This is a genomic window from Seonamhaeicola aphaedonensis (genome assembly GCF_003386195.1).
Classification (GTDB): Bacteria; Bacteroidota; Bacteroidia; order Flavobacteriales; family Flavobacteriaceae; genus Seonamhaeicola; species Seonamhaeicola aphaedonensis.
Genome location: NZ_QRDX01000005.1, coordinates 73,294 through 99,261, shown reverse-complemented (window position 1 = coordinate 99,261; position 25,968 = coordinate 73,294). Strand labels below are relative to the sequence as shown.

At 36.7% G+C, this 25,968-nt stretch carries 10 protein-coding genes; all 10 read right to left on the bottom strand.

The genetic code is table 11. The features are described 5' to 3' along the window. Positions 1-223: 223 nt before the first annotated feature. The 10 genes from rhaT to DFQ02_RS09425 all read right to left on the bottom strand — a co-directional run bounded on the left by rhaT (position 224) and on the right by DFQ02_RS09425 (position 25,965). On the bottom strand, positions 224-1,276 hold the full coding sequence (gene rhaT, locus DFQ02_RS09470; protein ID WP_116524189.1) for an L-rhamnose/proton symporter RhaT: 1,053 nt from the start codon (positions 1,274-1,276) through the stop codon (positions 224-226). Positions 1,277-1,511: 235 nt separating this feature from the next. Continuing rightward, positions 1,512-3,788, bottom strand: coding sequence for a glycoside hydrolase family 3 N-terminal domain-containing protein (locus DFQ02_RS09465; protein ID WP_245940248.1), 2,277 nt, complete (start codon positions 3,786-3,788; stop codon positions 1,512-1,514). Between the two features lie 3 nt (positions 3,789-3,791). Beyond that, positions 3,792-6,887 carry a glycoside hydrolase family 2 TIM barrel-domain containing protein gene (locus DFQ02_RS09460; RefSeq protein ID WP_116524188.1) on the bottom strand — a complete coding sequence of 1,032 codons (3,096 nt, stop codon included), beginning with the start codon at positions 6,885-6,887 and terminating at the stop codon, positions 3,792-3,794. A 5-nt stretch (positions 6,888-6,892) separates the two neighbouring features. Further along, positions 6,893-9,814, bottom strand: coding sequence for a sugar-binding domain-containing protein (locus DFQ02_RS09455; protein ID WP_116524187.1), 2,922 nt, complete (start codon positions 9,812-9,814; stop codon positions 6,893-6,895). Between the two features lie 6 nt (positions 9,815-9,820). Continuing rightward, positions 9,821-12,751 (bottom strand): sugar-binding domain-containing protein, encoded by a 2,931-nt coding sequence (locus DFQ02_RS09450; protein ID WP_116524186.1) that lies wholly within the window; start codon positions 12,749-12,751, stop codon positions 9,821-9,823. Between the two features lie 115 nt (positions 12,752-12,866). Beyond that, positions 12,867-16,184, bottom strand: a complete 3,318-nt coding sequence (locus tag DFQ02_RS09445; RefSeq protein WP_181896387.1) for a glycosyl hydrolase — start codon at positions 16,182-16,184, stop codon at positions 12,867-12,869. A 305-nt stretch (positions 16,185-16,489) separates the two neighbouring features. Next, the gene (locus DFQ02_RS09440) at positions 16,490-17,881 is read right to left on the bottom strand and encodes a sulfatase (RefSeq protein WP_116524184.1); all 1,392 of its coding nucleotides are present in this window, start codon (positions 17,879-17,881) and stop codon (positions 16,490-16,492) included. Between the two features lie 92 nt (positions 17,882-17,973). Continuing rightward, positions 17,974-19,407 carry an arylsulfatase gene (locus DFQ02_RS09435; protein ID WP_220340257.1) on the bottom strand — a complete coding sequence of 478 codons (1,434 nt, stop codon included), beginning with the start codon at positions 19,405-19,407 and terminating at the stop codon, positions 17,974-17,976. 25 nt (positions 19,408-19,432) lie between these two features. Further along, positions 19,433-22,696, bottom strand: coding sequence for a glycosyl hydrolase (locus DFQ02_RS09430; protein WP_116524182.1), 3,264 nt, complete (start codon positions 22,694-22,696; stop codon positions 19,433-19,435). A gap of 47 nt (positions 22,697-22,743) precedes the next feature. Then, a complete protein-coding gene (locus tag DFQ02_RS09425) occupies positions 22,744-25,965 on the bottom strand; it encodes a glycosyl hydrolase (RefSeq protein WP_181896386.1) in 3,222 nt (1,073 codons plus the stop codon). Positions 25,966-25,968 lie beyond the last annotated feature (3 nt).

The window sequence follows — 25,968 nt, the reverse complement described above, 5'->3', positions numbered from 1 at the left end:
TTATCCTGTACTGGCCTGTATAATACAGTAATTTTAAAGAACTAAACAAAAAAAAGACAAGGAGAATCGCTTGCAGAAAATGTTCTCAATAGGTGTCACAAGATAAAATTGTTATTACCCAATTAAAGCCTCTTAAAAAAAAACATGATACAAAATAAATCATTCATAATCTATTTTGTATCATGCTAATAACTAACCTGAAGCTTCAGGTTAAATTCATTATCTAGATTGAATTCCCAATTCCAACCAAAACCACAGACAATAAAATCACCACAATACCTGCTGTTATGGTTATCTTAGTCTTTTTAGCAACACCTTTCCACTCTTTACGGTAAATACCCCAAAAATTAGCTGTTAAAATAATGGTAGACATATGTAAAATCCATGAACTAGCACCGCTACCTAGTTTGCTTTCACCCATTCCGTAGAAAAAGAATTGTAAAAACCAGATGGTTCCTGCCATTGCAGAAAATATTATATTGTTGCGAATTGGAGTACTCTTATTTGTAAAATCTTTATAAGATTTATTTTTAATACTCAAAATGGTTGTCCAAACTAAGTTGGTTATTAAACCTCCCCATAAAATAACTACAAATGTTACATTGTTAGCAAATAGATGATCATAACCGGCTTCTACTGCAGCATCTGCAAGGGGCTTTCCCGATTCAATACCAAAACTAAAAAAGGAACTTAAAATACCCGAAAGAATGGCCACTACTAATCCTTTAACTAAATTAAACTCTGAAACAGATTTCTTTTTTTCTTCGTCTGAAAGCTCTTTTTCTTTTAAAATACCGGCTCTTCCACATAATCCAATACCTAGAAGACAAACCAAAACACCTAATAATACTATCTGTCCCCCTGAAGAACCAAGCATATCTGTAAAAGACACTTTCCCTTCCATAGGACTAAAGTTGTAATATATAGAGGGCACTATAGCTCCAAAGGCAGCACAAAAACCAAGAACTACTGAATTACCTAAAGACATTCCTAAATAGCGAACTCCTAGTCCATAGGACAAACCTCCTACACCCCAGAGCAGCCCCATTAAAAAAGTAAACCATACAATGGTACTAGAACCTGCTGCTATAATATCTAAAAACCCTGGAACTGTTAAATAAGCCGCTAGTGGAGGCACTATTAACCAAGACATTAAACCACCAACTATCCAATAGCTTTCCCAGGCCCAACCTTTTACTTTGTTAAACGGCATGTAAAAACTACCAGAAGCAATTCCTCCTAAGGAATGAAATATAACACCTATTAATGCTTGCATATTTTCTTATTTAAGTTTATTTGTAAGGCTTAAAAATAAATCTTGATGTCTTTTAAACTATCCTGCACTATCATGAGAATTAAATAAACATATATAATCCTGAGCCTACCATTCCTTATTACCTTCAAATCTAGCAACATACATATTTGTTTTAATATTTTACTGTTGAGGTAAAATAATTTTTAATCCATGATAAAAGTTTTTTGAATTTCTAGTAATCGTCATTTATCTAAAATCATTTAAGACGAAATGAGGTCTTCTGATATTCTTGAGACGATGTACCTAACATTACTTCATAATCTCCTGCCTCTATAATCGGTTTCATTTCTACTCCTGTAAAAACTAACATATCTGGAGTAATTGTAAATTGAACTGTTTTTGTTTCTCCAGGTTTTAATTCAATCTTTTCAAAACCTTTCAGTTCCTTATCAGGTCTTAGTACAGAACCAAACATATCTTTAATATACATTTGTACCACTTCTTTAGCGGTTACCTTTCCTGTATTCATAACATCTACAGTTACTTGTATTGTTCCATCACGTTCTAAGATATCACTTGTTAATTTAGGTTGAGAATAGCTAAACTTAGAATAACTTAAACCATAGCCAAACGGATATAATGGACCAGATTCTAAAAATAGATAATCTTTAAAGAAACTAATCTCCTTCATGCTATAGTGATAAGGAATTTGACCAATTGTACGTGGCACAGTAACCGGTAATTTCCCTGAAGGCGAAAATTCACCAAAGAGCACTTTTGCTACAAGTTCGTCTCCAAACTCGGTCATTTCCCAACAATCCAAGACAGCATCTGCATTGTCATTGATTACATTGAATGATAATGTTCTACGGTGTTTCAACACCACTATTACCGGTTTACCCAATGCTTTAACTCTTTGAATTAACTCATCTTGAACACCAACTGGTTCTATAGTAGCCCGATCTCCAATAACCCACTTGAAAAAAGTAGCCTCTTGAGCTGTAAAGCGATCTCCTCCAACAAAAAGAATTGATACATCTGCATCTTTAGCAAGTTCTACCATTTTGTCTAAAGCCGCATCGTTTCTGGGTGTTAGTTCAGGATGCTTTGAGTTTCGGTTTGTCAGCTCATATCCTTTTTCAGCAACAAAAGACACTTTATCTCCAGCTACACTTTCAAATGCTTCTTTCGTGTCTTCGCCAAGTAAAGGTCCAATTAATGCTATTTTACGTGATTCTTTTTTATTTAAAGGTAATATCTGGTTTTCATTTTTAAGTAAAATCATGGATTCTTCATCCATTTCTTTTGCCAATGATAGGTTCTCTTTAGAACGTACTCCCTTTTTTGTTTCCTCAACGTCAATGTAAGGATTATCAAAAAGGCCCATAATAAATTTAGTACGTAGCATATCACCAGCTGCTCTATCAATATAGGGTAACAAGCTAGGGTCTTTCTTTACCATTTCTGGAAGCAGCTCGTAAACATCTTCACTATATAAGTCTAAATCTACACCTGCTTTTAAACCAAGTTTCACTGCTTCTTCAATATTTTCTGCAACTTTCATTAAAAAATTTAAGCGTCCAACATCATAAGCATCTGAGACGACATAACCGTTAAAACCCCATTGTTTTCGTAACAAATCTGTTAATAACCAAGGGTTCCCATGACTAGCCACACCGTTAATATCACCGTGCGACGGCATAATAGCAAGAGCATGACCGCGTTGAACAGCCGTTTTAAAAGGTGGTAACAACTCATCAAGTAAAACACGAGGAGACACCTCTACAGCTGCAAAATTACGACCTCCAACAACTTGGCTATAACCAGCAAAATGTTTAACCACTGCACCTATATGAGACGTATTAAATCCTGTTCCATTGTAATCTCCTTGTACCCCAGTTACAGCAGCCACCAACATTTCTGTGGTTAAAAAAGTATCTTCTCCATATCCTTCGCTCATTCTTCCAAAACGAGGATCGCGCGCAATATCTCCAACAGGAGAATGCACCATGTGCCAACCACGTAAACGAGATTCGCGACCAATAGCACTCCATACATCGTGCGTTAAGTTTACATTCCAAGAAGCAGCCAAATTAAGTGGACGACCAAAACTTGTACATCCTTTGGCATCTACACCATTATAGGCTTCTCCAACAAATAATGCTGGTATTCCAAATCGGTTGGACGCTATAATCTTTTTTTGAAGTTCGTTATTTAGTCTTGCTGACTCTTCTGGAGTTTCTTTCTGAAAAGGAAACTTTAAACCACCTAAACCATTCGTAAAGTATGGTTTACCCCAATCGGTAATGACTAACGAGCCATCTTTACCTTTTCTTGCTACTCTTTGGGCGCCAAACATGAGCATTTGTCCAACTTTCTCTTCTACTGTCATTCTATTAAGTAGATCATTTACCCTATCTTCTATGGGTAAAGAAGCATCTTTATAGATTAATTTTTGTGCAGTTATTAAAGTTGGAGCTACCATTAAAACAATTAGTAATAAACGTGTTATGTAATTAAATAAAAACCTCATTTGCTAAAATTTTATTTTAAATTGATACACTTTTGCCTCTGGCTTTACCTTGTACTTTTGTAAAGGACTAGGACCACAACTACCATTACCAACGGGACCATGCTCTAAGTCGATATTCAAAATATTGAATTCATTCTCTTTAAGTTGATACGTAAAACGTGATTTTGCCAACTGATATGCATCAAACTTTTGAAGTGAAAAATTAATTGGTTTTGCCCCTTTTATTTCAATTGGATTTTGATTACCAACCTTAACCCATCTTACTTCTGAACGATTACCATTGGCTTGTGGTTTGATATAATTGGTAAACAAATCGTCTATTGAGGCTTGATAAATACCCATTCGCATACCCGTTTTCCTATCATTGTAAGAACTTCCTGGTCCTTTTCCATACCAATTTACTTCATCATAACTCTTTGGTATTTTAGCAGTGTAACCAATCCGCGGTAAAGATTTTGGTAAATCATCTCCAAAATATTGCACTTTTAAAGCAACTAAAACTACTCCATCACCAGAAATAGTAAACATTTCATGGGTTGAAATCCCCGACTGACTATTCTTTGAATTATAAGTTTTAGCAATCGAGAGTTTTACATTACCTTCAAGAACTTCCACATCAAACGAATTAACTTTACACGCTAAACTATCAGGTCGAAAATTTTCCCAATCCTTTTTGAAAGAGAGGTCGTTATCAACAGGAGCCCGATAAAACGAAAGTGCCATGCCATCAAAGATTGGTTCCTCATCATTTTTAATTACCTTTTGAAGCATCCCTTTTTCTTTATTAAAGCTAAATAGATGTTCTGATGCTGTAATTATTAATTGATTGTCCTTTTCATCAACCTTTACTTTGGAATCAGACTTCAACGGTAATTCAGGTTGGTTTTGAGGTGCCATTACCCATTCTTCAAAAGCTATTTCAAATCCTTTTGAAGCCCATTTCTCTTCATTTTTCAGCATTGCTGAAATTTGAAGCACGTATTCGCCTCCAGAATCTGTTTCAGGTTTCCAATCTGGAAGTTTGATATCTATTTTTGACAAACCCAACAAGTCAACCTCAAATGGAACCCGCTTAATCTCTTCACCATTCTTAAGTAATAGCCATTCAAAATCAAAACTTTTAAGATTTGTTACATGGTACTTATTGCTGATTTGAATCTTGCCTTGTTTAAAATCTATTAACTTGAAAGCAATGTCTTGATAGGCTTTTTTAACCTCTTGGGTTTTGCTACTTGGCGTTAAATCTGGAAAAACTAAACCATTAATACAAAATCTTCCCGAATTTGGGGTATCTCCAAAACTGCCTCCATAAGCCCAATAAAAATCTGTTCCAGGCAATTTACTTTGCTCATGAGACGCATTCTCATCTTCAATTTTATTTCCATAAAGACCACTGGTGCTTTTAGTTAATCCTTGGTCTACCCAATCCCAAATACAACCACCAATAAGATTAGGGTATTTTTCAAACACATCTACATATTCTTGTAAATTGCCCGTACTATTTCCCATGGAATGCGCAAATTCATTGAGCAAATATGGGCGGTCTGTACCCGTTTTGCCAAGGTATTCCATGTCATCTACAGACTGATAACGTCCAAACGTATTTGGTTTTCCAAACTTTATAATACCACCGCCATAGGTATCGTATGCCACACCTCCATCTATGATATGATAGTGCGTAGGCCTGCTCATATCTATTTCTTTGGCTCTGCGTTGCATGGCTTCCATATTGATACCATTACCTGCCTCGTTGCCAAAAGACCATAAAATAATAGAAGGATGGTTTTTATCGCGTTGCATCATCGCTTCTAAACGTTCTACATGAGCTTTTTCCCAACTAGCGTCTTTGGCTAAAGATGCTTCTTCGTACTTCATCCCTTGAGATTCTACATTGGCTTCATCAATCACTAACATGCCATACTCATCACATAATTTATACAGGTAAGGATCAGCTGGGTAGTGTGCTGTTCTTATGGTATTGATATTGTATTGTTTTAACAGCTTTATCTGCTTTTCCATACGGTCTTTGGTGATGTATTTACCTTGAATAGGATCGTGTTCTACAATATTTACCCCTTTAATGATGAATGGTTTTCCGTTAAGTAATAATTCATTTTTATCTGAAAGGGCTACTTCTTTAAAACCAATTTTAGATTGTACCTCATCAATGAGTTCTTTTCCTTTTTTAAGTTGAATATCTAAAGTATAAAGATGAGGCACTTCATTTGACCATGGCTTTATACTGGAAAATTCACTTGATAAATTCACTTGTGCATCAGCATGCACTTCTTGTTGAGCTATCGTCTTTCCATCACTATCCTTTAAAGATATATGAATGTTATACTTTTTTAATTTTTGACCTAGATTATTACTTAAATCTATTTTTAAGTTAAGTTTAGCCCCAGCAGCAATCAAATCTGTCTTTGCAAAATAATCTTTAATATGAACTGCTTCTTTTTCTACCAAAAATACATCTCTAAAAATACCACTCATGCGCCAGCCATCCTGATCTTCAAGATAGCTACCATCACTCCAGCGAAATACTTGCATGCGTAAGGTATTTTTACCCTTTTTTATATAAGATGAAATATTAAAGGTGGCCGGTGACCATGAATCCTGACTATATCCCACTTTTTGATCGTTTATCCACAAATAGAATGCAGAAGCGACACTACCAAAATGTACATAAATTTGCTTATCCTTTATTTCTGAAATATCAAATTGAGTTTGGTAAACCCCCACAGGGTTACCATTGATACCTGCAATAAAAGGCGGATTTTTATCGAAAGGATAAATTTGATTCGTATAAATTGGTGTTCCATAACCTTGCATTTCCCAAGTACCTGGTACTTCAATTTTATCCCACGCTTTTGGTTTTGCATCGTTAGGGACTTCACTAACATCTTTATAATAGGCAAAATTCCATGTACCATTTAGCGATGTTACGTCTTGTGAGCTATCGTCATAAAATAGTGTTGCTGTTGGTTTTTCTTTATTGATTTGAGTAACATACTGGTTTTCCCAATCGTTGTTTTGAGAACAAACACTAATTGCTAAAAGGCCTATAATTATTTGTAAAAAGATTTTTTTTGAGTTCATCTTTTTTAATTTTCTGATTGTTTTTCTATAGAAAAAATTTCTTGAATTGTTTTTACACCCACTGTCACTTTTGGATTAAAACTATCTGAAGATATATATTTTAATAAATTATTTCGCAACAATTTAGTTACCGGACGATTTTCTAAATCTGTTTCAATGTCTATAGAACAAATAATCAAATTTCCCTTTCCAACTTTTGCTTCAGTTAAAAGGGCTAATTTTCGGTTAATCTTCCAGCTATCAATGGGCTGTATGGGCGATTTGTAGTCTTTTGGCCAAGATAGATTAGAATCATAAGAATCTAAAACCATAGGGTGTGCATAAGTCAAAACATCCCACCATTGCCAGTTTACGTGTTTTTCTGTAGGAAAGTCCTTAAAAATTGGATGCGAAGTATCGAACAATACCCCTGTTGCCGAAGATTGTCCTTCGTTTTTACCAAAACTGGTCCAATAGTGATTGGTAAAACAGATAGGTAATTGGTCTTTTAAATCATTCTGTTTTGGTAATAACAATACCGTTTTTCCTTGCTCTAAATAAGCCTCAATATTCTCATCCCACACTCCGGAAACTATTATTTTATGCGGGTTTTCAGCTTTCTTAACTTCCGGAAACACCCACAAATCATATTGATTAACAAACTGATTGTCGGCTGATTTAAGTTCTAAAATCAAACGGCTTGCTTTGGTAATTCTCAGATTCGATGCAGAAACCTCACCCAGTTTTTGTCCGCTGCCTTGAGTAATTTCTTTTTGAGGTAAGCGCCATGATTGAAAGACTTCTCCTTCTTGATTTTTCAATTCAGCAGTCACTTGTAGATTCAATTTTTCTTTACCAAAATGACTTATCAGAACATCTGCTTTAAAATCGTTAATGGAAGTAAGTATTCGCTTTGGCATTGCCGCCAACAGAACAGTAGGCCCATTCCATTGGCGCACCTTTGCAGTATTTACATAAGATTTGGCATCATAAAAAGCATCAGTAAACCCAACCGGAGCCGTATGCTGTCCTGTAAAATCGGCTAAGCCTAACCAATGAAATCCTGCCAAACCCGGGGTTCTGTAAGCTGCTTCCATTTCTTCACGAGTAAGCTCTACCTGCCATTTACCAGATGCTTCAACAAAATCAGGCAACTGATTGTACAGGCCTCTTTCTTTCATTTGCTCTTTTGCAATTTCCAAATAAGTGGCTTTCAGGTAGCCGGTATATTTGGGCAGTTCAGCTTCAATATTGGGGAAAGCACAAATCTGTGCCGTTTCGTGCTGAATAATGGGACGTTTTTCTCTCATTACTGCCTCTTGCCAATTGATCACCGTTTGAGGAGCTCGGTTTATAAAGGCAGAATTTTGTGGCTTTGGAGGCCATCCTGCTTGATAGCGCGCAGGTACTGTAGGCTCTTTGCCTGATTTTCTAAGCACTTCAAAATCTGCTCCTTCATTTGCAAATCCTTTGCCTTCATAATTCGCATTTGCTTTTATGGTATATAAATGGCGACTATCCCAGGCTTTCCAGCGATCTAATAATTCTTTGAAAATTTCAGCTTTTCCACCTTTTTCATTGCCTAAGCCCATTTGAATAAAGGAGGCATGATTGCCATAGGTTTCCAGTATTTTTTTTGATTCTTCAAGGAAAAAGTCCAGTTGGTCTTGTGTAGTTACAGATGCCCATTCCATTACTTCCGGTGCCAGGTAAATTCCCACTTCATCGGCAGCGATGAAAGCAGCACGTGGAGGACACCAAGAGTGAAAACGAGCCATATTTAAACCAAAATCCTTGTATGTTTTCCATACTTTTTTCCAGGACGCCACATCCATTGGGGCATATCCTGTTTTGGGCATTACAGCACAATCGGCATTTCCTCTCAAAAAAGTTTTTATCCCATTGATGGTAAATTGTGAGCCATCTATTTTAAACTCCTTTACCCCAAAACTTTGTGTGTAATTATCTGTGAATTCATTTCTTTTCTGCTTCACCTTCATGTTTAGGGTTAACTCATACAGATTAGGATCAAATTCATCCCATAATTGCATTTCTTCACCCAAAGGGTAAGTTAATTTGACAAGCATAGAGGAATCTGTATCTATCTTTCCTGAAAAGATTTTTGGTTCAAGGGTGTGTTTGTTGCCATTATAACCCTTAACGTTCACTTCAATTTCCCAAGTGGCTTTTTTGAGCTCTTGCAATCCCGTAATTTGCACTTCGATGCTGACTAACTTCTCGCTAATATTAGGAAAGGCGCGTACTCTTTTTATATGAATTGGAGTTTGTTTTCTTAACTCCAACTTACCCACAATACCATTCCATGTACCGGCAGTTTGGTCAGATGTTGCATGAGCCCTTGATCCTAAATCCACTTTACTGGAATTATCAACTCGCAATACAATTGTATTCTTTCCATCTGGTAAATTCCCCAATAAGTATTCATGAGGTGTTCCCAAACTTCGGTTTGAACCGATGAATTTTCCATTTATCCAAAGCTGAGTTTCCCAATGGCAACGCTCTAAAAACAGCATAGCATTTTCATTCTCCCAATCTTTGGGTATTTCAATTTCTTTCTTAAACCATGCAGCACCAATGTAATATCGGTCGGGCACTAAAAAGGCCTGCGTTTTGAAGTTTTCAGCGGTGTTGTACTTTGGGTTTATCCAAGGACGAGATGTGAACCATCCCTCTAAGGTTTTTCCATCCCACCAAATGGTGTTTGGTCCGGGAACTTCGCCATAGCCCTGTTCCTGAATACAACCGGGTAAGGTTAACATATCTTTAAAGGAACTTTCAGTGAACCATTGCTCTTCCATTCCTTTGTTTTGAGGATCCAATTTCACCTGCCATTCTCCGGCAAGGTTTATTTTTTCTTGACCGAAAGCAAGTGAAGTTGAAATTGCTAAAAGAACAATTAGTAGTATATCTTTAATTCTTATATACATGGTTTTCTAATTGTCAATTGGCAAAGCATTCGATTTAAAATCTATTTCTTTTGCCGGTCCTGTTTCTTTTTCGAATACTTCTGCAATTGCTTCGGGTTGAATCTCCCATTGAGGATTAAATGCGGAAGTTGTGAGGTAGTTTAACAGAGATTTTCGGAACTGACGGGTTGCAGGACGATTTTCTAAATCACTTTCAATATCGATGCTACAAATCAGCAACTTCCCTTTGCCCACTTTTGCCTCTGCTACCAATGCTAATTTGCGGTTAATTTTCCACGAATCCACAGGCTGAATGATGGAGCGGTAGTCTTTTGGCCATGGATTTTTAGCGTCAAAGGCGTCTAAAATCATAGGCTGTGCATGATTCAAAATATCCCACCAGTTCCAGTTCACATGTGCATCGGTTGGAAAAGCCGCAAAAAGTGGATGTTCAGGATTTATCAACATGCCCGAAGCCGATGATTGTCCACCTTTTTCACCTATCGCTGTCCAGAAATGGTTGGTAAAGCACGAAGGCAGGTTACCTTTCATATCACCAATTTGAGGCAATAGCAAAACGGTTTCACCCGCTTCAAGTCGCTTTTGCGTTTCCTCGTTCCAGGCTTTGGCAACATGAACATTTGCAGGGAATGTTTCAGCTGGCGCATCAGGATAAACCCAAATATTCCAATCGTTCATAAGTTTATTCGCTTTAGACTCAACTTGTAAGTTGATTTTGGCCAGAGCAGCAATACTTCCAAGTGCCAATTCAATTGAAGCGATAGCCTGTGCACTTTCTTGTATAAATGTCTTTTTAGGAAGCTCCCATGTTTTTATCACTGTACCATCGTCTTTGCGAAGTGTAGCTGTAAGATCATTAAGGACTAGCTCTTCTTTGCCAAAATGTGTGACTTCGAGGTCGGCTTTGAAGGTTTCACTTTGTGTTAATACACGTTTCGGTATTCGCGCTAAAAGTACAGTTGGGGCACACCATTGGCGAATGTATTCCAAATCCACGTATGGACGAGCATCGTAAAATGGGTCGGTTAAACCAACCGGGGCACTGCTTTGCCCTGTAAAATCGGCCAACGACAACCATTGGAAACCTGCCATATCAGGAGTGCGATAAGCCGCCTCAAAGGCCTCACGGATAAGCTCTACCTGCCACTTGCCCGATGACTCCACAATTTCAGGAAGCAAGGCGTACATGCCTCGCTCTATAAGTTGATCACGGGCTATTTCAAGGTAATCCGCTTTCAGGTAACCCGTGTACTTTTTGAGTTCGGTTTCCACATCGGGATAGGTACAAATCTGCGCAATCTCGTGTGACATTACCGGAACTTTGAATGAGGATGAAGCCTCACGCCAGTCGATAGCCGTATTTGGAGCAGAAAGATTATATTCCGTACGATCGGGTGTTGGAGGCCAACCAAACTGGTAGCGAAGTTTAGTGGTGCGCTCAGGCCAAATGCCGCGTTGCACCTGATAATCTGCCTCGGCGGGACTCCATGAATTGGCTTTAACCATATAAAGCTTAGAGTTATCATAAGCCTTCCATTCCTGTACCACTTCTGTGAAGAAGTCGTGATTTCCATCGTATTCATTTCCCAACCCCATCATTACAAAGCTTGGGTGGTGTCCAAATTCATCCAAAATACGTTTGGCTTCGGCACGCATAAAATCAAACTGCTCTTTTGTTTTAACAGTTCCCCATTCGCCCACCTCTGGTGCCATATAGATTCCTATTTCATCAGCTGCAATAAATGCTGCTTTTGGCGGTGTCCAGGAATGAAAACGAGCCAGATTAAGACCAAAATCTTTATAGGTACGCCATACTTTGCGCCATGATTCTACATCCATTGGGGCATAGCCGGTGGCAGGCATCACAGCACAATCGTTATTGCCTCTTATGAATGTTTTATTGCCATTTACACTAAAGTGCATACCATCTACAGATATATCACGCAAACCAAAAGTCAGCTGACGGGAATCGTTAGACTTTTTTGTTTTTAACTTCGCTTCTATTTGGTAAAGATTCTGTTCATATTCATCCCACAACAGAGCTTTATCTGTCATTGGATAATCAAAATGGAGCATTTTACCATCAATTTCATTAACATTCCCTTTTAATACCAATGGTTCAGGGTTATGCTCATTACCCTTACTTATTCCAATGGCATCCAGAGTCAGTTCCCATTTTCCTTTTGCTGTAATAGTTTTTCCTAATTGAAGGCTCACCTTTAACATACCATCAACCGGCTTTGGAGAAACAGTAAATCTTTCTATCCAAACTTCAGGTCGTGCTTCTAATTTGATATCACCTACAATACCATTCCATGTTCCGGCGGTCTGCTCCGATACTGAATGAGCATTATATCCCATATGCACATATTCAGAATTGTCAACACGTATAGTGATGGTATGTGAGCCGGGAGTAAGTTGACCTAAACTATATTGATGCGGTGCAGCAAGACTTGTCGCTTTGCCAACTTCTTTGCCATCGAACCAAAGTTGTGAAACCCAGTGAACGCGTTCAAATGAAACAGCAATCTGCTTGCCTTCCCATGCTTTTGGTACTTCGATGCTACGTTGATACCATACAGCACCGATGAAATGCCTTTCGGGATGTAAAAAGTGTTGCATTTTATAGATACCCCGCTCTTTGTACTTGCTCAGGTAATCAGGTCCCCAACCATTCAGACCTCCGGAACCTGCCCATTCAGTGTTACCATACCAAGGGGTGTTTGGTCCGGGAATATTTCCATAACCTTGTTCCTGAATACAACCCGGTAAGGTTAACACATCGGTAAATGTGTTTTCATTGAACCACTGTTCTTCAATTCCCTTATTTTCAGTGTCTAGTTTCACTTGCCATTCTCCGGCAAGATTAATTACTTTCTGTCCGTAACAAATTATAGACAAAAAAGCAGTTAAAACTGTAAAAAACATATACTTCATAACTCTTCCTAAAAAATATATTTTTAATTGATATTTATTCTATGCATATTAATAACTAACTGAATCGTTGACTGATAGCGTATTACTCACTAAAACCTACCAATTAAAAGTACGATTAAGGCTTCTGGATTAAAAAATCAACCCCCGTTTTTAACTGAACAGGACCTAAAAGTCCGGAAGGCATCAAATTTTTGTCGGTTTTGTAAAAATTAAATACCGTAAATGTATGTCGATCCCCTGCTGGTTTGTGCTCATTATTTGTATACCACTCAGGCATATTTTTAGCATTTTTATCATAACCACTAGTATCGGGTAATGCCTCATCTCCAACTAACCTGTTGGTCCATAGGTTAGTCACCTCAATTTTGAGTTCATTAAGACCTTCCTTGGCAAAATTAGTTATATCCACCTCATAAGGAGCTACCCATAAAACACCCAAATCTTTTCCATTTAAGAGTACCCGTGCGGCTATACAAACCTGACCTAAATCGAGGTATAATTTTCGATTTGATTTTAATAATTCTTTGTCAATCGTAAAATTTTTAGTGTATATAGCCGTGCCTGAGTAATACTTTATCGCATCTAAATTATGATCTTTCCAATCGCTTAATGTTGAGAACGTATGTTTTGCCTCGTAGCCGTCTTCCTTTCTAAATTGGACTTCCCAGCTACCTCCAATGGAATAAGGAGCTGCAATATCGTTAATCTTAAACTGCCTTTTTTCACCTTGAGACGTAAAAACCTGGTAGTTGCCATTTTCCTTAATTTCAGCTTGTATCACACCATTATCTTTATAAACATATTGAACATCAGTTTGAGGTTCAGCACTAACATTTAACGTATTATTAATTGGCTGACGAAACACCACAAATACAGCACCTGACTGCTCCAAAAATATAGGCACATGTGTTTTTCCTTCCTTGGTTGTAAACTGCGCCAATTTAACAATTTCACCTGTTAATGGATTCCAAAGTTCAGGTATTTTTCCTGTGATATTAAACGTACAATCTAACATCTGAGGGGTATCATCCATATTGTAAAAGAAATAAATGTCCTCTGTTTCGGTTTTTCGATGAATATAATCGTAAGTTTCTTTCCCTTTTACCGTAAAATCGGGAATCACCTTTAGTTTTGGTAACAATACTTCCCAATTCATTTCATTGTAAGTAGTTGGTTTGTTCCAAATATATTCTACCAAGGCATTAAACTCGTCTTTTTCTGCCTGACTTATCTGGTATTGGGCAATAGTAGTAGGACGTTCACCAATAAGAACCGCTCCTTGATCAGCCAAAACTTTTAAGCGGCGTAATGTGGGCCATTCAATTTTTTGGATATTGCCTAATATTAAAGCTTTAAAAGTCGTTCCTTCAGGAAGTTTCAATTGGCCTTCGTCTACAATAACTCTGTTAATAAGAGCTTCACTATTGGTATTCAAATATTTAATTTGTGCAGGTAGTTTAGGATCAAATGATGGGTTAGGAGATGCATCGCCAGGAAAAAGAAGAAAATCGTATACCGGATTCCCTTGACGAAGCATATATTGCCCGCGTGCCAAATATTTAAACCAAGCTTTGCCGGCATTATACCACCAGGTGTTTGTACGGTCGAAATGCGAACCCCAAGGCCCCATAGTCATTCCCGGTGTAACGTGTGTATTTGGCTGGTGCGCAAACCTGTGAAACATGAACTCATTAACACCTAAAGTCCAAATACGATCTCCCGATTTTTTAAATTCCGCAGGATTCCCTTTCCAATTTAACTTGGCAGAGGCTGTAAAAGATTCGGCCGACACAACATTCTTTCCATATAAATGGGCCGATTCAACCGCTGCACTAACAATAGTAGGCGGATTGCTTTGCGCAGAGGCTCCTGGAAAACTTGTCCAAAATTCACCCATGGGTATATCTGATTTACCACCTGTAGCTAAATTATCCATGGGTCCATTTCCATAAGGCTCAATGTAAGTTTTTATGCCATCCTTATTGCTTAATTCTGTAAAGTAACCAAAATAGTTTTCTACCATCAGCTCACTATTTAGTTTTCTAATGTCATAGGTAACGGCTTCTGTTACATCGGCATTTTTTATAAATCGACCTGAATAAATAGGTAAAAAAGGTATTAAATCATATCCAAAACGAGATTTAAAAATACTGTCGTAATCTGTCGTCCAGTTCTGACCTCCCATTTCATAACTATCTATTTCAACATATTTCATGGCATTTGGTGCAATTGGCATAGCTGCGTCTATCACCTTTTTTGTAAACGCGTCGTAATGTATTTTTACAGCCTCTCGATTGTATTTATCCACCTCCAAACCTCTGCCTGAATCAGATGCCGGATGATTAAACGCTGCGGTAGTAGTGTAACCAAAACGCATGACCGTCCAATATCCTTTAGGAAGTTTTACAGTTAAGTTGCCATGCTCGTCCATTTGCTTGCTTAAATCTATAACTTTAGAAGGATCTATAATCATTTCCCTTGAAGGAATACCAATTGGTGTAACTTTTGAAGCGACGGTTTTTGAGATAGACACACGCCCCAATTGATCACCAATTAATTGGGTTGAGGAAAATGACGTTTCATATAGCCTTACCTTAGCCGTAGTTTCAACTTTAATAAATTGCGTGGTAACGCCGTCGTATATTTTTGACAAACTATATTCATTTTTTCCCGGGCGAGGATTGTCCGGTTTTTCAATTTCTGTAAAATCCTGCCCATTGTTCGATACATAAATTTTTATTTTTGAATGTCGTGTACCTGTGGAAATTAAAAGGGAACGTAAGGTAAAAGGCTTAGAATAGGCATAGATAATACTCGCCGGATTTTTTTCAGAACCATTTATTACTGTAAAAGTGTCAATTTTGCTATCGGTTAATTTTTTAATATCCAACTTTTTGTCCGAAGAGCTTATGGTAGGTATATTATTGGCGTCATCAAGTTCTGATTGAAAAGATGGATATGCCAATACAGCCAAATCTCGATAATACCCTTTTCGTATAGTAGGTTGTGGCAATTTTAATGTGCTTTTTTTACCTCCTTTTACGATCGTTTCACTGTGAACCACCATTTTCATGGATTGTTCAGGCGTTATCCAAGGCCCGCCACTTGCAGACCATCCATCGCAATTGTGAATGCCAAAATTTAGACCTAATCGTTCAGATTCAGCAGCAGCATGTTTTAATAAAGCAATGTGCTTTGGCGAGTTATATGTTACTTTGCCATTTGGAATCCCATAGGAAATATTAAATAACAACACACCTCCCACACCAGCATCTGCAAGTGCCTCCAAATCTTTAGTTAACCCCTCTTTTGACATATTGCCGTCTAAAACATGCATCCAAGTTTGTGGTCTATATTGATTTGGTGGGGTTTGAAAACTTGACTCTAATAACTGATTCGTTTGGGCAAAGCAAACAGAGATGCTAAGCATCATTAAAACAACTGTTAATGTGTGTTTTTTAATCTTTTTAATTTTACAAATTGGTTGATTGAATACTACCTTATTATTAAAACTAATTTTCTCGGCTTTGTGTATAACTATTTTATTTTTGTTTTCAATGTTCATTTTTAGGTGCTTGATTTCATTTGATTCGTTGCTTGAAAAATTCTTTGGCACATCTTCAACTTATATTTTAAGATGTTTTTAAAAATTTAAAATCCTTTCCGATAATTTGCAAGAATAGTGACAAAAATTATCCATAATAAACTTAACTGCCTATAAATCAAGCGCTATCACTTTTATTCTCTATATTCAGGATTTAAATCTGTTGGAATAGGGGCATTGGTTTGTTTCCACCAATTTTTTAAATCGTCAAGTAATTCTTCTTTCTTTTCTAAATTGATAGTTGCTAAATTATTTCTCTCACCAATATCCTGAGACAGATTATACAGTTCCACACCATTATCTTCAAAATAATAATGTAATTTCCAATCCCCTTTTCGCATCACAGAGCCTGGTCTTGTTCTAAATAAAGGGTCTCTATTTTCATTATCCTTTTTATTATAAGCCTGTAAATAAATAGGGAAATGCCAAAATAAGGATCGCTCAAACGTTTCTGTTTCCCCTTCTAATACCGAAGACAGATTAGCACCATCTAGTTCAAGTTGGGTGTTTTCAATCCCTGCATATTTCAGCATGGTTGGAAAAATATCAAGATTGGTAATTGGTACTTCGCTTTTTGAATTTGGTTCAATTTTTCCGTTATAAACAAAGAAAAAGGGTTCCCGAATGCCACCTTCATAGTAACTTCCTTTCCCTGCCCTTAGTGGTTTTTGTTTGGTAATACCATATAAACCCCCATTATCTGAAGTAAAAACAATAAGTGTATTATCAAAAAGGTTTCTTTCTTTTAATTTATTGATTAGCAACCCAATATTTCTATCAAGATTATCAACCATGGTTGCATATTCCGGATTTCCTTGACCATTCCATGGTGCTTTCTTTTTATATTTAGGCAAGAGACTATCCACCGGCATTATTGGCGTATGTACTGCATAAGGCGAATAATATAGAAAGAATGGTGAGGCTATAGTGTCTACAAACTTCAAGGCGTTTTCCATGACCAAATCGGTTAAGTATTGACTGTTACCCTTTGCAATATTTACATTTTTATAGGGCGGATAATAACTTGAAGGGAGACCATTATGGCCTCCACCTATATTGATATCAAAGCCATATTCTAAAGGGTTTTTACTTAAATGCCATTTCCCTGCATGACAGGTTTTATAACCATTACGCTTTAAAAGTTTTGGTATAATGTCGTGCTCTGGTGCTAATATAGTGGTATTAGGTGTTGGGATGAGTTTACGGTCTTTAGACTCTCCTCTTTCGGAAGAATTCACAGTATAAATTCCATGTCGCGGTGTCCAAAGTCCAGTCATTAAACAAGCTCTACTGGGTGCACAATTAGCTGAGGCTGCGTAGCCATTAGTAAACACCATGCCTCGACTTGCCAAATAATCTATATTTGGGGTTTCGTAATATTCACTGCCCATAAAGCCAACATCTTTCCACCCCATATCATCAATATTTATAATCAAGATATTTGGCTTAGTGTTATTTTTAGGTTGACTATCGCAGGAGCTATAAAATGCTATTAGTATCGTTCCAATAATTAGTTTTAATTTCATTTTAGTGGTTTTATTTGATACTTAAGGTTATGACAATAAAATATTTAACATGGGTGACAAAAATTAATAATTTGGTTTTGCAATTTCAATAATTATTTTTTCTTTAAAGTCTTTTTTACCAAAGGAAACTCGGGATGCTCAGTACGAGAATTGTTAATAAAGTGAAGCAACTCCTGTGCCTTTTCAGGATATTGTTCTGCAACATTAATTTGCTCGCTTATATCCTGATTCAAATCGTAAAGCTCAACAGGCTTTTTATCAAATTTCACTGCTTTCCAATTATCTTTTCTAACGGCTTGTATTGGACCTTGTCTTTCATTAAACTCCCAATACAAATAATTGTGTTTCTCTTGCTGATTATCGTTTCCTAAAAGTGTTGGTGCGTAAGAAATTCCATCAATTTTATCAGAAGGTCTTATACCTGCTAATTCGCATGCAGTGGGTAAAAAATCCCAAAATGCGGAAATGTGATTAGTTTTTGAACCTGCCTTAATTTTATTTGGCCAATAGGCCACAAAAGGTGTGCGGATACCACCTTCGTACAAATCGCGTTTATGCCCTTTAAAATCGCCATTACTATTAAAAAATTCGTTCTGTAAATCATCATATTCGTGTCCATTATCACTAGTAAAAACAATTAAAGTATTGTCTGCTAACCCAAGACTTTCCAACTGTTTTAAAAGATTTCCAATATCTCTATCCATGGTAGACACCATAGCAGCATAGGTAATGTGGCCATCTTCATCATGACGATAATGCCCTGGTGTCATTTTTCGTTTTGGCCAACCTAAATTCTTGTATTGCTCTTTTTCTTTTTCGAGAATTGTTAATTCAAAATGCGGAATCGTATAAGACAAATACAAAAAGAAAGGTGCTTTATGGTTTTTATCAATAAATTCAGTTGCTTTTTCTGTTATTAAATAATGAATATGTTGCCCTTCTTTTGTTTGAGGGTCGTTACCTTCTATAGTTAACTCATTTTCATTCTCAAAAATCGTTTTTGGATAGTAATGATGTGCTGGTGAATGCTGATTAAATCCATAGAAATAATCGAAACCTTGTTTATTAGGTAAACCATCTCCAAGATTTTCTGCTAACCCCCATTTACCAATAATACCTGTGGTATAGCCGGCTCGTTTTAGTTCTTCGGCTACTGTAACATCTTCTGCATTAATATCTACAGGATTGCCACTTGCTGTCCATCTAGGATTGCCACGAACGGTAGCATGTCCTGTATGCTTCCCTGTCATCAAAACTGCTCGAGAAGGTCCACATACCGTAGAACCAGTGTAATGGTTGGTAAAAACCATACCGTTTGCTGCCAGTTTATCAATATTTGGAGTTTTTATTTTGTCTTGACCATTGAAACCCACATCGCCATACCCCAAATCGTCTGCTAGAATAAAAATAATATTAGGTTTTGAAGCAACTTCTTTTTCTACATCAACTTGCTTGATCTTACAACTTATAGTTCCCAATATGAGAACCATACAAAGGATGTTGAGGATTATTAGTTTTAGTTTCATTAAATATTTTTAATTTAATTCAAAATTAATATGCTACAGATTCAATAACCACAGGCCCTAATAATCCTGACTTTTGTAGTTTTGATTCTGGCGTAATATCGTCGGTAACTAACCAGGTATATTTTTCATTTTCTGGTAGCTGTTTATCTCGTATCAGTTGATTTCTCCATAGATTTACTACTTCTATCTCTAGTTTGTTTTCACCTTTTTTAATAGCTTTTGAAATGTTTAATCGGTAAGGAGCCATCCATACACCTCCAACATATTTTCCATTTAATTTTACTTTAGCCATTACTGATACGTTTCCTAAATCGATATACATTTCTTGGTTCTCAGGAAGTTCGTCAATTGCAAAGGTTTTGGTATAAGTTGCTGTACCTGAATAGAATTTTATTTGTTCATTATCTGAAATTGACCAGTCTTGTAGCTTGTTAAACACGAGCGGTTCTTTTGGTCCAATCTCTTTATTTTGAAAATCGACTTTAAAATCTTTGTCTAATGTTACTAGCGGTTTGTATTCAGGAAAATTAGATGTTTTATCGGTTTTAGCTTCTTTACTAAAAACAACAAACCAACTTTGAGCACCTTCAAATTGCAATGGTACTTTAATTCCCGTTGGAGTTATTTCATACTCTGGTAAATCTCTAATTTCTCCACTTACAGCATTCCACAATTGTGGTTTTAACTTTTTATCGGTTCTAAAAACTGGTGCTATGTTTAGCTTATCATCACTTTGATTGCTTATAAAATAAATATCCATCTCTGATGATTTACGGTGTGTCCATAAAACAGGTGCATCCTCGGCAACCTCAATGTCTTTTGCTAGATTTATTTCATCAAAAACTTCTGATAATTCATAACCATCCCAAATTTTTCCTTTTCCATAAGTTGCTTTCATTTTGCCATCAACATAGCTAGCATTCCACATTTTACTTGCCAAATCTTTTACTATGTTATCAGATGTAGGATAATTTGTTAAACTTGGTGATTTTTCCGGTTTTTGTCCTAAAATTGTTCCTCCTTGTGCAACTAATTGTTCCAATTTGGTCAATAATTCTGGACGCATGGTTTTAAAAGGTGGCAATACCATTACTTTATAAGACATACCATCTGGCAATACAAAACGACCATCTTTAACAGTAAGTCTATCTAAAATTACTTCTGCGTTAATATAGTCATAAGAATAGCCTTTTGGAATTTCTGGCACGCGACCTCCTGTCATTATTGGTGCATCCTCACCAATAAAATAACATACATCGGCTACATATTTTCCTTGTTGTAGTAAATGTTGACATCGACGCAAGTAATCAAAATACGTATCTGCTTGACTGAACCAAGTATTATGACGATTGAATTCTGTACCAAACCAAGCATTCATCCCTGGTTTTCTTGTATCATCTGGCTGTTGAATGTACAAATGCAATACAAAATGATTGATGCCTTCCGTTAATGCCCAATCGCCTCGTTTTTTTAGCATTTCAGGATGCCTTAAATACATTTTTCTTGAGGAAGTAAACGCTTCTGCAGAAGTTATTGGTTTTCCATACGTATGCGCCGTTGAAGAGGATGCTTTACATTCGATATTACCCAATGTTCCTTCATTCCAAAATTCGCCAGCAATTAAATCCGACTGGCCACCATACATCATAAATTCACTAGGAAAACCCCAATGACCATAATTTTCCAGCCATGTTTGAAGATTGTGTTTGTTACTGGCTTTTTTTAACCCTCCTACATATTCATAGGCTACATCATCTGAAATAGAACGACGTAAATCCCAGAGAAAACGCTCGGATAATTCCACACTTCCTACAATTCTACCAGAAAGCACTGGTAAAAATGGAATAGGGTCGTATCCGTATTTTTCTTTGAACCTAACTTCATAACCATCTGTCCAGTTTTGAGAGCCTTGTTCGTAACTATCTGCTACAACATATTTAAAAGCAGATTTGCTTTCTTCGGGAATACGTTTTAAAAATTCACCTACAAAATTATCGAAATGATATTGAGCCAAACTACTATTCATTTTATCAATTTCATAACCTACACCCTGAGGTGCAGCTGGTGCATTTTTTGTACCTGTTGGGGTCATTCCCATTCGCATAATCGTCCAATTCCCCTCTGGTGCATCCCAATTGAGAACGCCATTTTTATCCAGTTTATCACTCAAATCGATAACCTCCTCTGGGTTCACTGTAAAACTCTTGTCTTTCAGTGCTTCTTGTCTTCCAAAAATGTAGGTATCCCAATCAGGTTTTGGTGTAGAGTGCATTTTACCCAATTGTTTCTCTATGTATTTATCTAATACAGGAGCTTCTGAAATAGTAATTTCGGCAAAGCCAAAACCTGTATTTCTCTGGGTTCTCAAGTTGCTACATTTTAATACATACTGCTGTGCTTTTTTTTCTGGAAGTATGGTAGCAAAATCCCCTGTTTCTATGGACGCTACGTTTGGTGTAATGCGAAAACGGTCGAACTGAAATTCTTTGATAAGTTCTTCTTCACCGTTTACAACTGCAAACAAACTCATATTACATTTAAATGCTTTACTCGGAATGATAGTTATAGAACGTGCTGTAATTGGTTCAGCAAGGTCAAAACTAATTTCTAAGGTTTCTCCCTTTTTTGGTTCAAAGCTCGTGTCTGCTTCTTTAATGCCATCAGTCAAAACACTTACATCAACATCGTTCCAGTTAGCAGTGATTTTTGTAGGAATAAATTGTGTGCTTCGTTTTTCAACATCTGAAGATTTGAACGCAAAAGTATGCGTGTCTTGAAACTTTTCTTTTGGCTTTTTCAATGATAATGTTAACGCTTTACCACCTTCAACTTTGGTTTCGCTAAAAGTTAAATAACGCATCGCCTTGGTATCATCTACCCAAGGGCCACCACTTTGACTCCAACCAGGACAATTGAAAATACCAATATCTACACCAATACGTTTGCCTTCTTCTACAGCATGCACCATATGGCTCCACCAATCTTCACTCAACATCGGTACTTTTCCATCTTTATGTGCAGGATTGATATTACCAATTAAGGCACCACCAATTCCAGCTTTTTTCATCGCCAACAAATCTTTGGTGATGCCTTCTTTTGAAATATCATCATTTATCCAATACCAATAACACCAAATGGTGTTGTCTTCGGAAGGCGTAACAAAATCCGATTTAATGACTTCGTAATTCTGTTCTGAAATTTGTTGACTCTTTGATTCATTACATGAATATAGTAGAACAAATACTAGAAGCAACAATAATTTTGGTTGATACGTTGACATTTTTTTCATGAGTAAAGTTAGTTTTATATTGTCTGTTTCAATAGGTTTAATTGAAACTATTTCATGGTTATTTTCTTGGTTGTTTTTATTGTGATTGGTCCGATTAAACCTGCTGACAGCAAGGTTCTGTCACGTCCGTAAAAATTGGTAATTGTAAACGTAGAACGCTTTTTTAAAGGAGCTGACTCGTTGTTTAAAAACCAATCTGGCATCACTTCAGCTGTTCGGTCAAAACCCGTTTCATTCGGGTATTGCTCATCACCAATAAGACGATTTGTCCATTGGTTGCTCACTTCTACTTTTATATTATTGATCCCTTTTTTCAATACCGAAGTAATGTCTATTTCAAAAGGTGCTTTCCAAACTACTCCTAAATCAGTTCCATTTACAGTAACTTTTCCTGCTATGGCTACTTCACCTAAATCTAAGGTATACATTATGTTTTTAGCTAGTTGTTTTCTACTAATTTTGAATTTGTTTTCATAAACAGCAGTTCCTGAATAATATTTTATATCTTCAAATTTGTGGTTTGATAAATCTATCAATTCAGGGAATTTGAAACGTTTTTCTTCAGAATTTAAGTTATGAAAAGTGACACTCCAATCATCTTCAAAAGTTAGGTCGATACTTTCTGCTGATTTTTCTTCTTGCAATGCATTAGTAGAAGTTAAGACATAAGATGTCGATGAAAATTTATCAATATCTGTAATCGTAGGTACACCTACTGACGCCTCTTTAAATACCACAAATACAGATTCTTCAGCCTCCAAATGAATCCAAACTTTGGTTTTACCATCTTGATGTTTAAACTGAGCCGTTTTTATAATTTCCCCATTCATTGGATTCCATAACTCTGGAACTTTTCCATTAACATTAAAGTTACATTCAAACAGTTGCTTTGAATCATCTGGATTGAAAAAGAAATACATATCCATCTTCTTATCTTTTCGATGAATAAATGGAATATCGTCTCGACTTTCAATAGTAAAATCACTGACAATCTTTTCCTTATTCATCATTTTTTCCCACGCAAAACCAGCATATACATTTGGTAAGGCTTTTAAAGCTGCTACAGTTTTTGAAAACTCAGCTTTTTCTTCAGTTGTGTTGAAGTAGCCTGCTACTTGCTCAGGTAACTCGCCAATTACAGGAACTCCTGCTTTTGCTATTTCATAAATCCGTTTTAAACTCGACAGACTTAATTTTTTAGAATTTTTGAGCACCAACGATTTATAGGTTGTCCCTTCTGGAAGTACTAAGACTTTGTTTTTACTCCTAATACGATTGAAAAGCACATCAGCATTAGTACAATCAAAGTTTGTGCCTGCTGGAATTGCTGGTTCAAAATCTTTACGTAGATACACCGAATTTGGAGAACCATCGCCAATAAACACTAAAAAGTCGGATACAGGAACTCCTTGACGTAACAAGTACTGACCACGCATCATGTAAGTAAACCAAGCTTGTCCTGCATTATCCCACCAAGGCTGAACTCGGTCAAAATGAAAACCCCATCTACCCATAGTCATTCCAGGAGCAACATTTGGGTTGGCTTGATGTGTAAAACGATGAAACATAAATTCGTTGATACCATATACCCAAGCCAAATCACCCGAAGTTTTAGCTAGTGCAGGATGCCCTTTCCAGTTAATCTGTGGATTTGATGTAAAGGATTCTGCTGAGGTCACATTTTTACCATAAATATGAGAGGCAGATACCGCAGACTGAACCGCGGTCATTTCACGACCCATCCAAAATTCTCCCATATTAATATCTGCTTTAGCGCCAACATCTAAATCATTTAGCGGTCCAAAACCGTAAGGTTCTATATAACTTTTAATACCATCTTGTTTACACAACTCCGCAAAATAACCAAAGTAATTCTCTGCCATTAAATGACAGTTAAATTGACGCACATCCCAAAGTATAGCATCAGAAATCTCCTCACTTTCCACAAAACGTCCTGCGTAAAGAGGCAAAAAATCTAACAAATTATAACCATACTTTTCTTTAAATAAATGCTCATAATTATCAGTCCAGTTTTGTCCACCCATCTCATAGCTATCTATTTCCGCATATTGCATAGCATTTGGTGCTATTTTTTTGGTGTTCTCAATTACTTTTTTAATAATAGCATCGTAATGAGTTTTAAAAGCGGGTTTGCTAAATTTATCACATTCTAAACCTCTACCAGCATCTGAAGCAGGATTGTTAAACGCTCCTGTTGATGTATAACCAAAACGCATTATCGTCCAGTCACCTTTTGGTAATTTTGCTTGCAATGTACCATCAGATTTTAGATATGATGTTAAGTTTATGATACTGCTTTTATCAATAACCATTGACTTTTTAGGTTGTCCAATAGGTATCAAATTCGAGTCTTCTGTACGCCCCATACTAATTCGACCCATGACATTATGAATGCTTTGCGTATTGGATAAACGGGCTTCTTGCAAAGACATTGTTTGGTTAAACGTTATCCTGAAATACTTTGACGTTACTGCCTCAAAGCTATCATTAATAGTCCACTCCCTTTTTCCTGTACGTACTGTATAAAGTTCTCGAACTGCTGTAAAGTTAATCCCATCATTAGATACTTGCAGTGTAGCAATTGGGTCGCGTTGGTTACAAACAATTAAGATAGATTGTATCGACTTTTCTTCTAGGTACTCATACTGTAACCAAGGAAGTGCATTCTTCTTTTTAGGAAGTACTAATCTACCATCAAGTAAGTCATCAACTAAACCATCCGTTTTTAAATTTAGTTCTGAGGAGGTAATAATAGGCGTATTGGTAGCATCATCTAATTCTGAAGGTAGTGAAGGATAAGCTAAAACAGTAACATCTTTGTAGTAGTCTTCCCTTTTTGTGGGTTGTGGTAATTTTACATTTAACTGACCTCCTTTTATTTGAAGCTCGCTCCAAACCAGCATTTTCATACTTTGTTCTGGAGTAATCCATGGACCTCCACTAGAAGACCAACCATCACAATTATGTATTCCAAAACTCAAACCCAAACGCTCACATTCTGCTGCTGCATGCTTTAACATATCGTGATGTTCAGGTGAGCCGTATTTTATTTTTCCATCTGGAATTTTTTGGTCGATATTGAATAATAAGATACCTCCAATACCTACACGTTGCATCGCCTCTAAGTCTTTGGTCAAACCTTCCTTACTCATATTGCCATCTATGGCATGCATCCAAGTACGAGGCTTCACTGAAGCTGGGGGATTTTTGAAGTTTTGCTCTAATTTTTTTGATACTGTTTGACCCATACA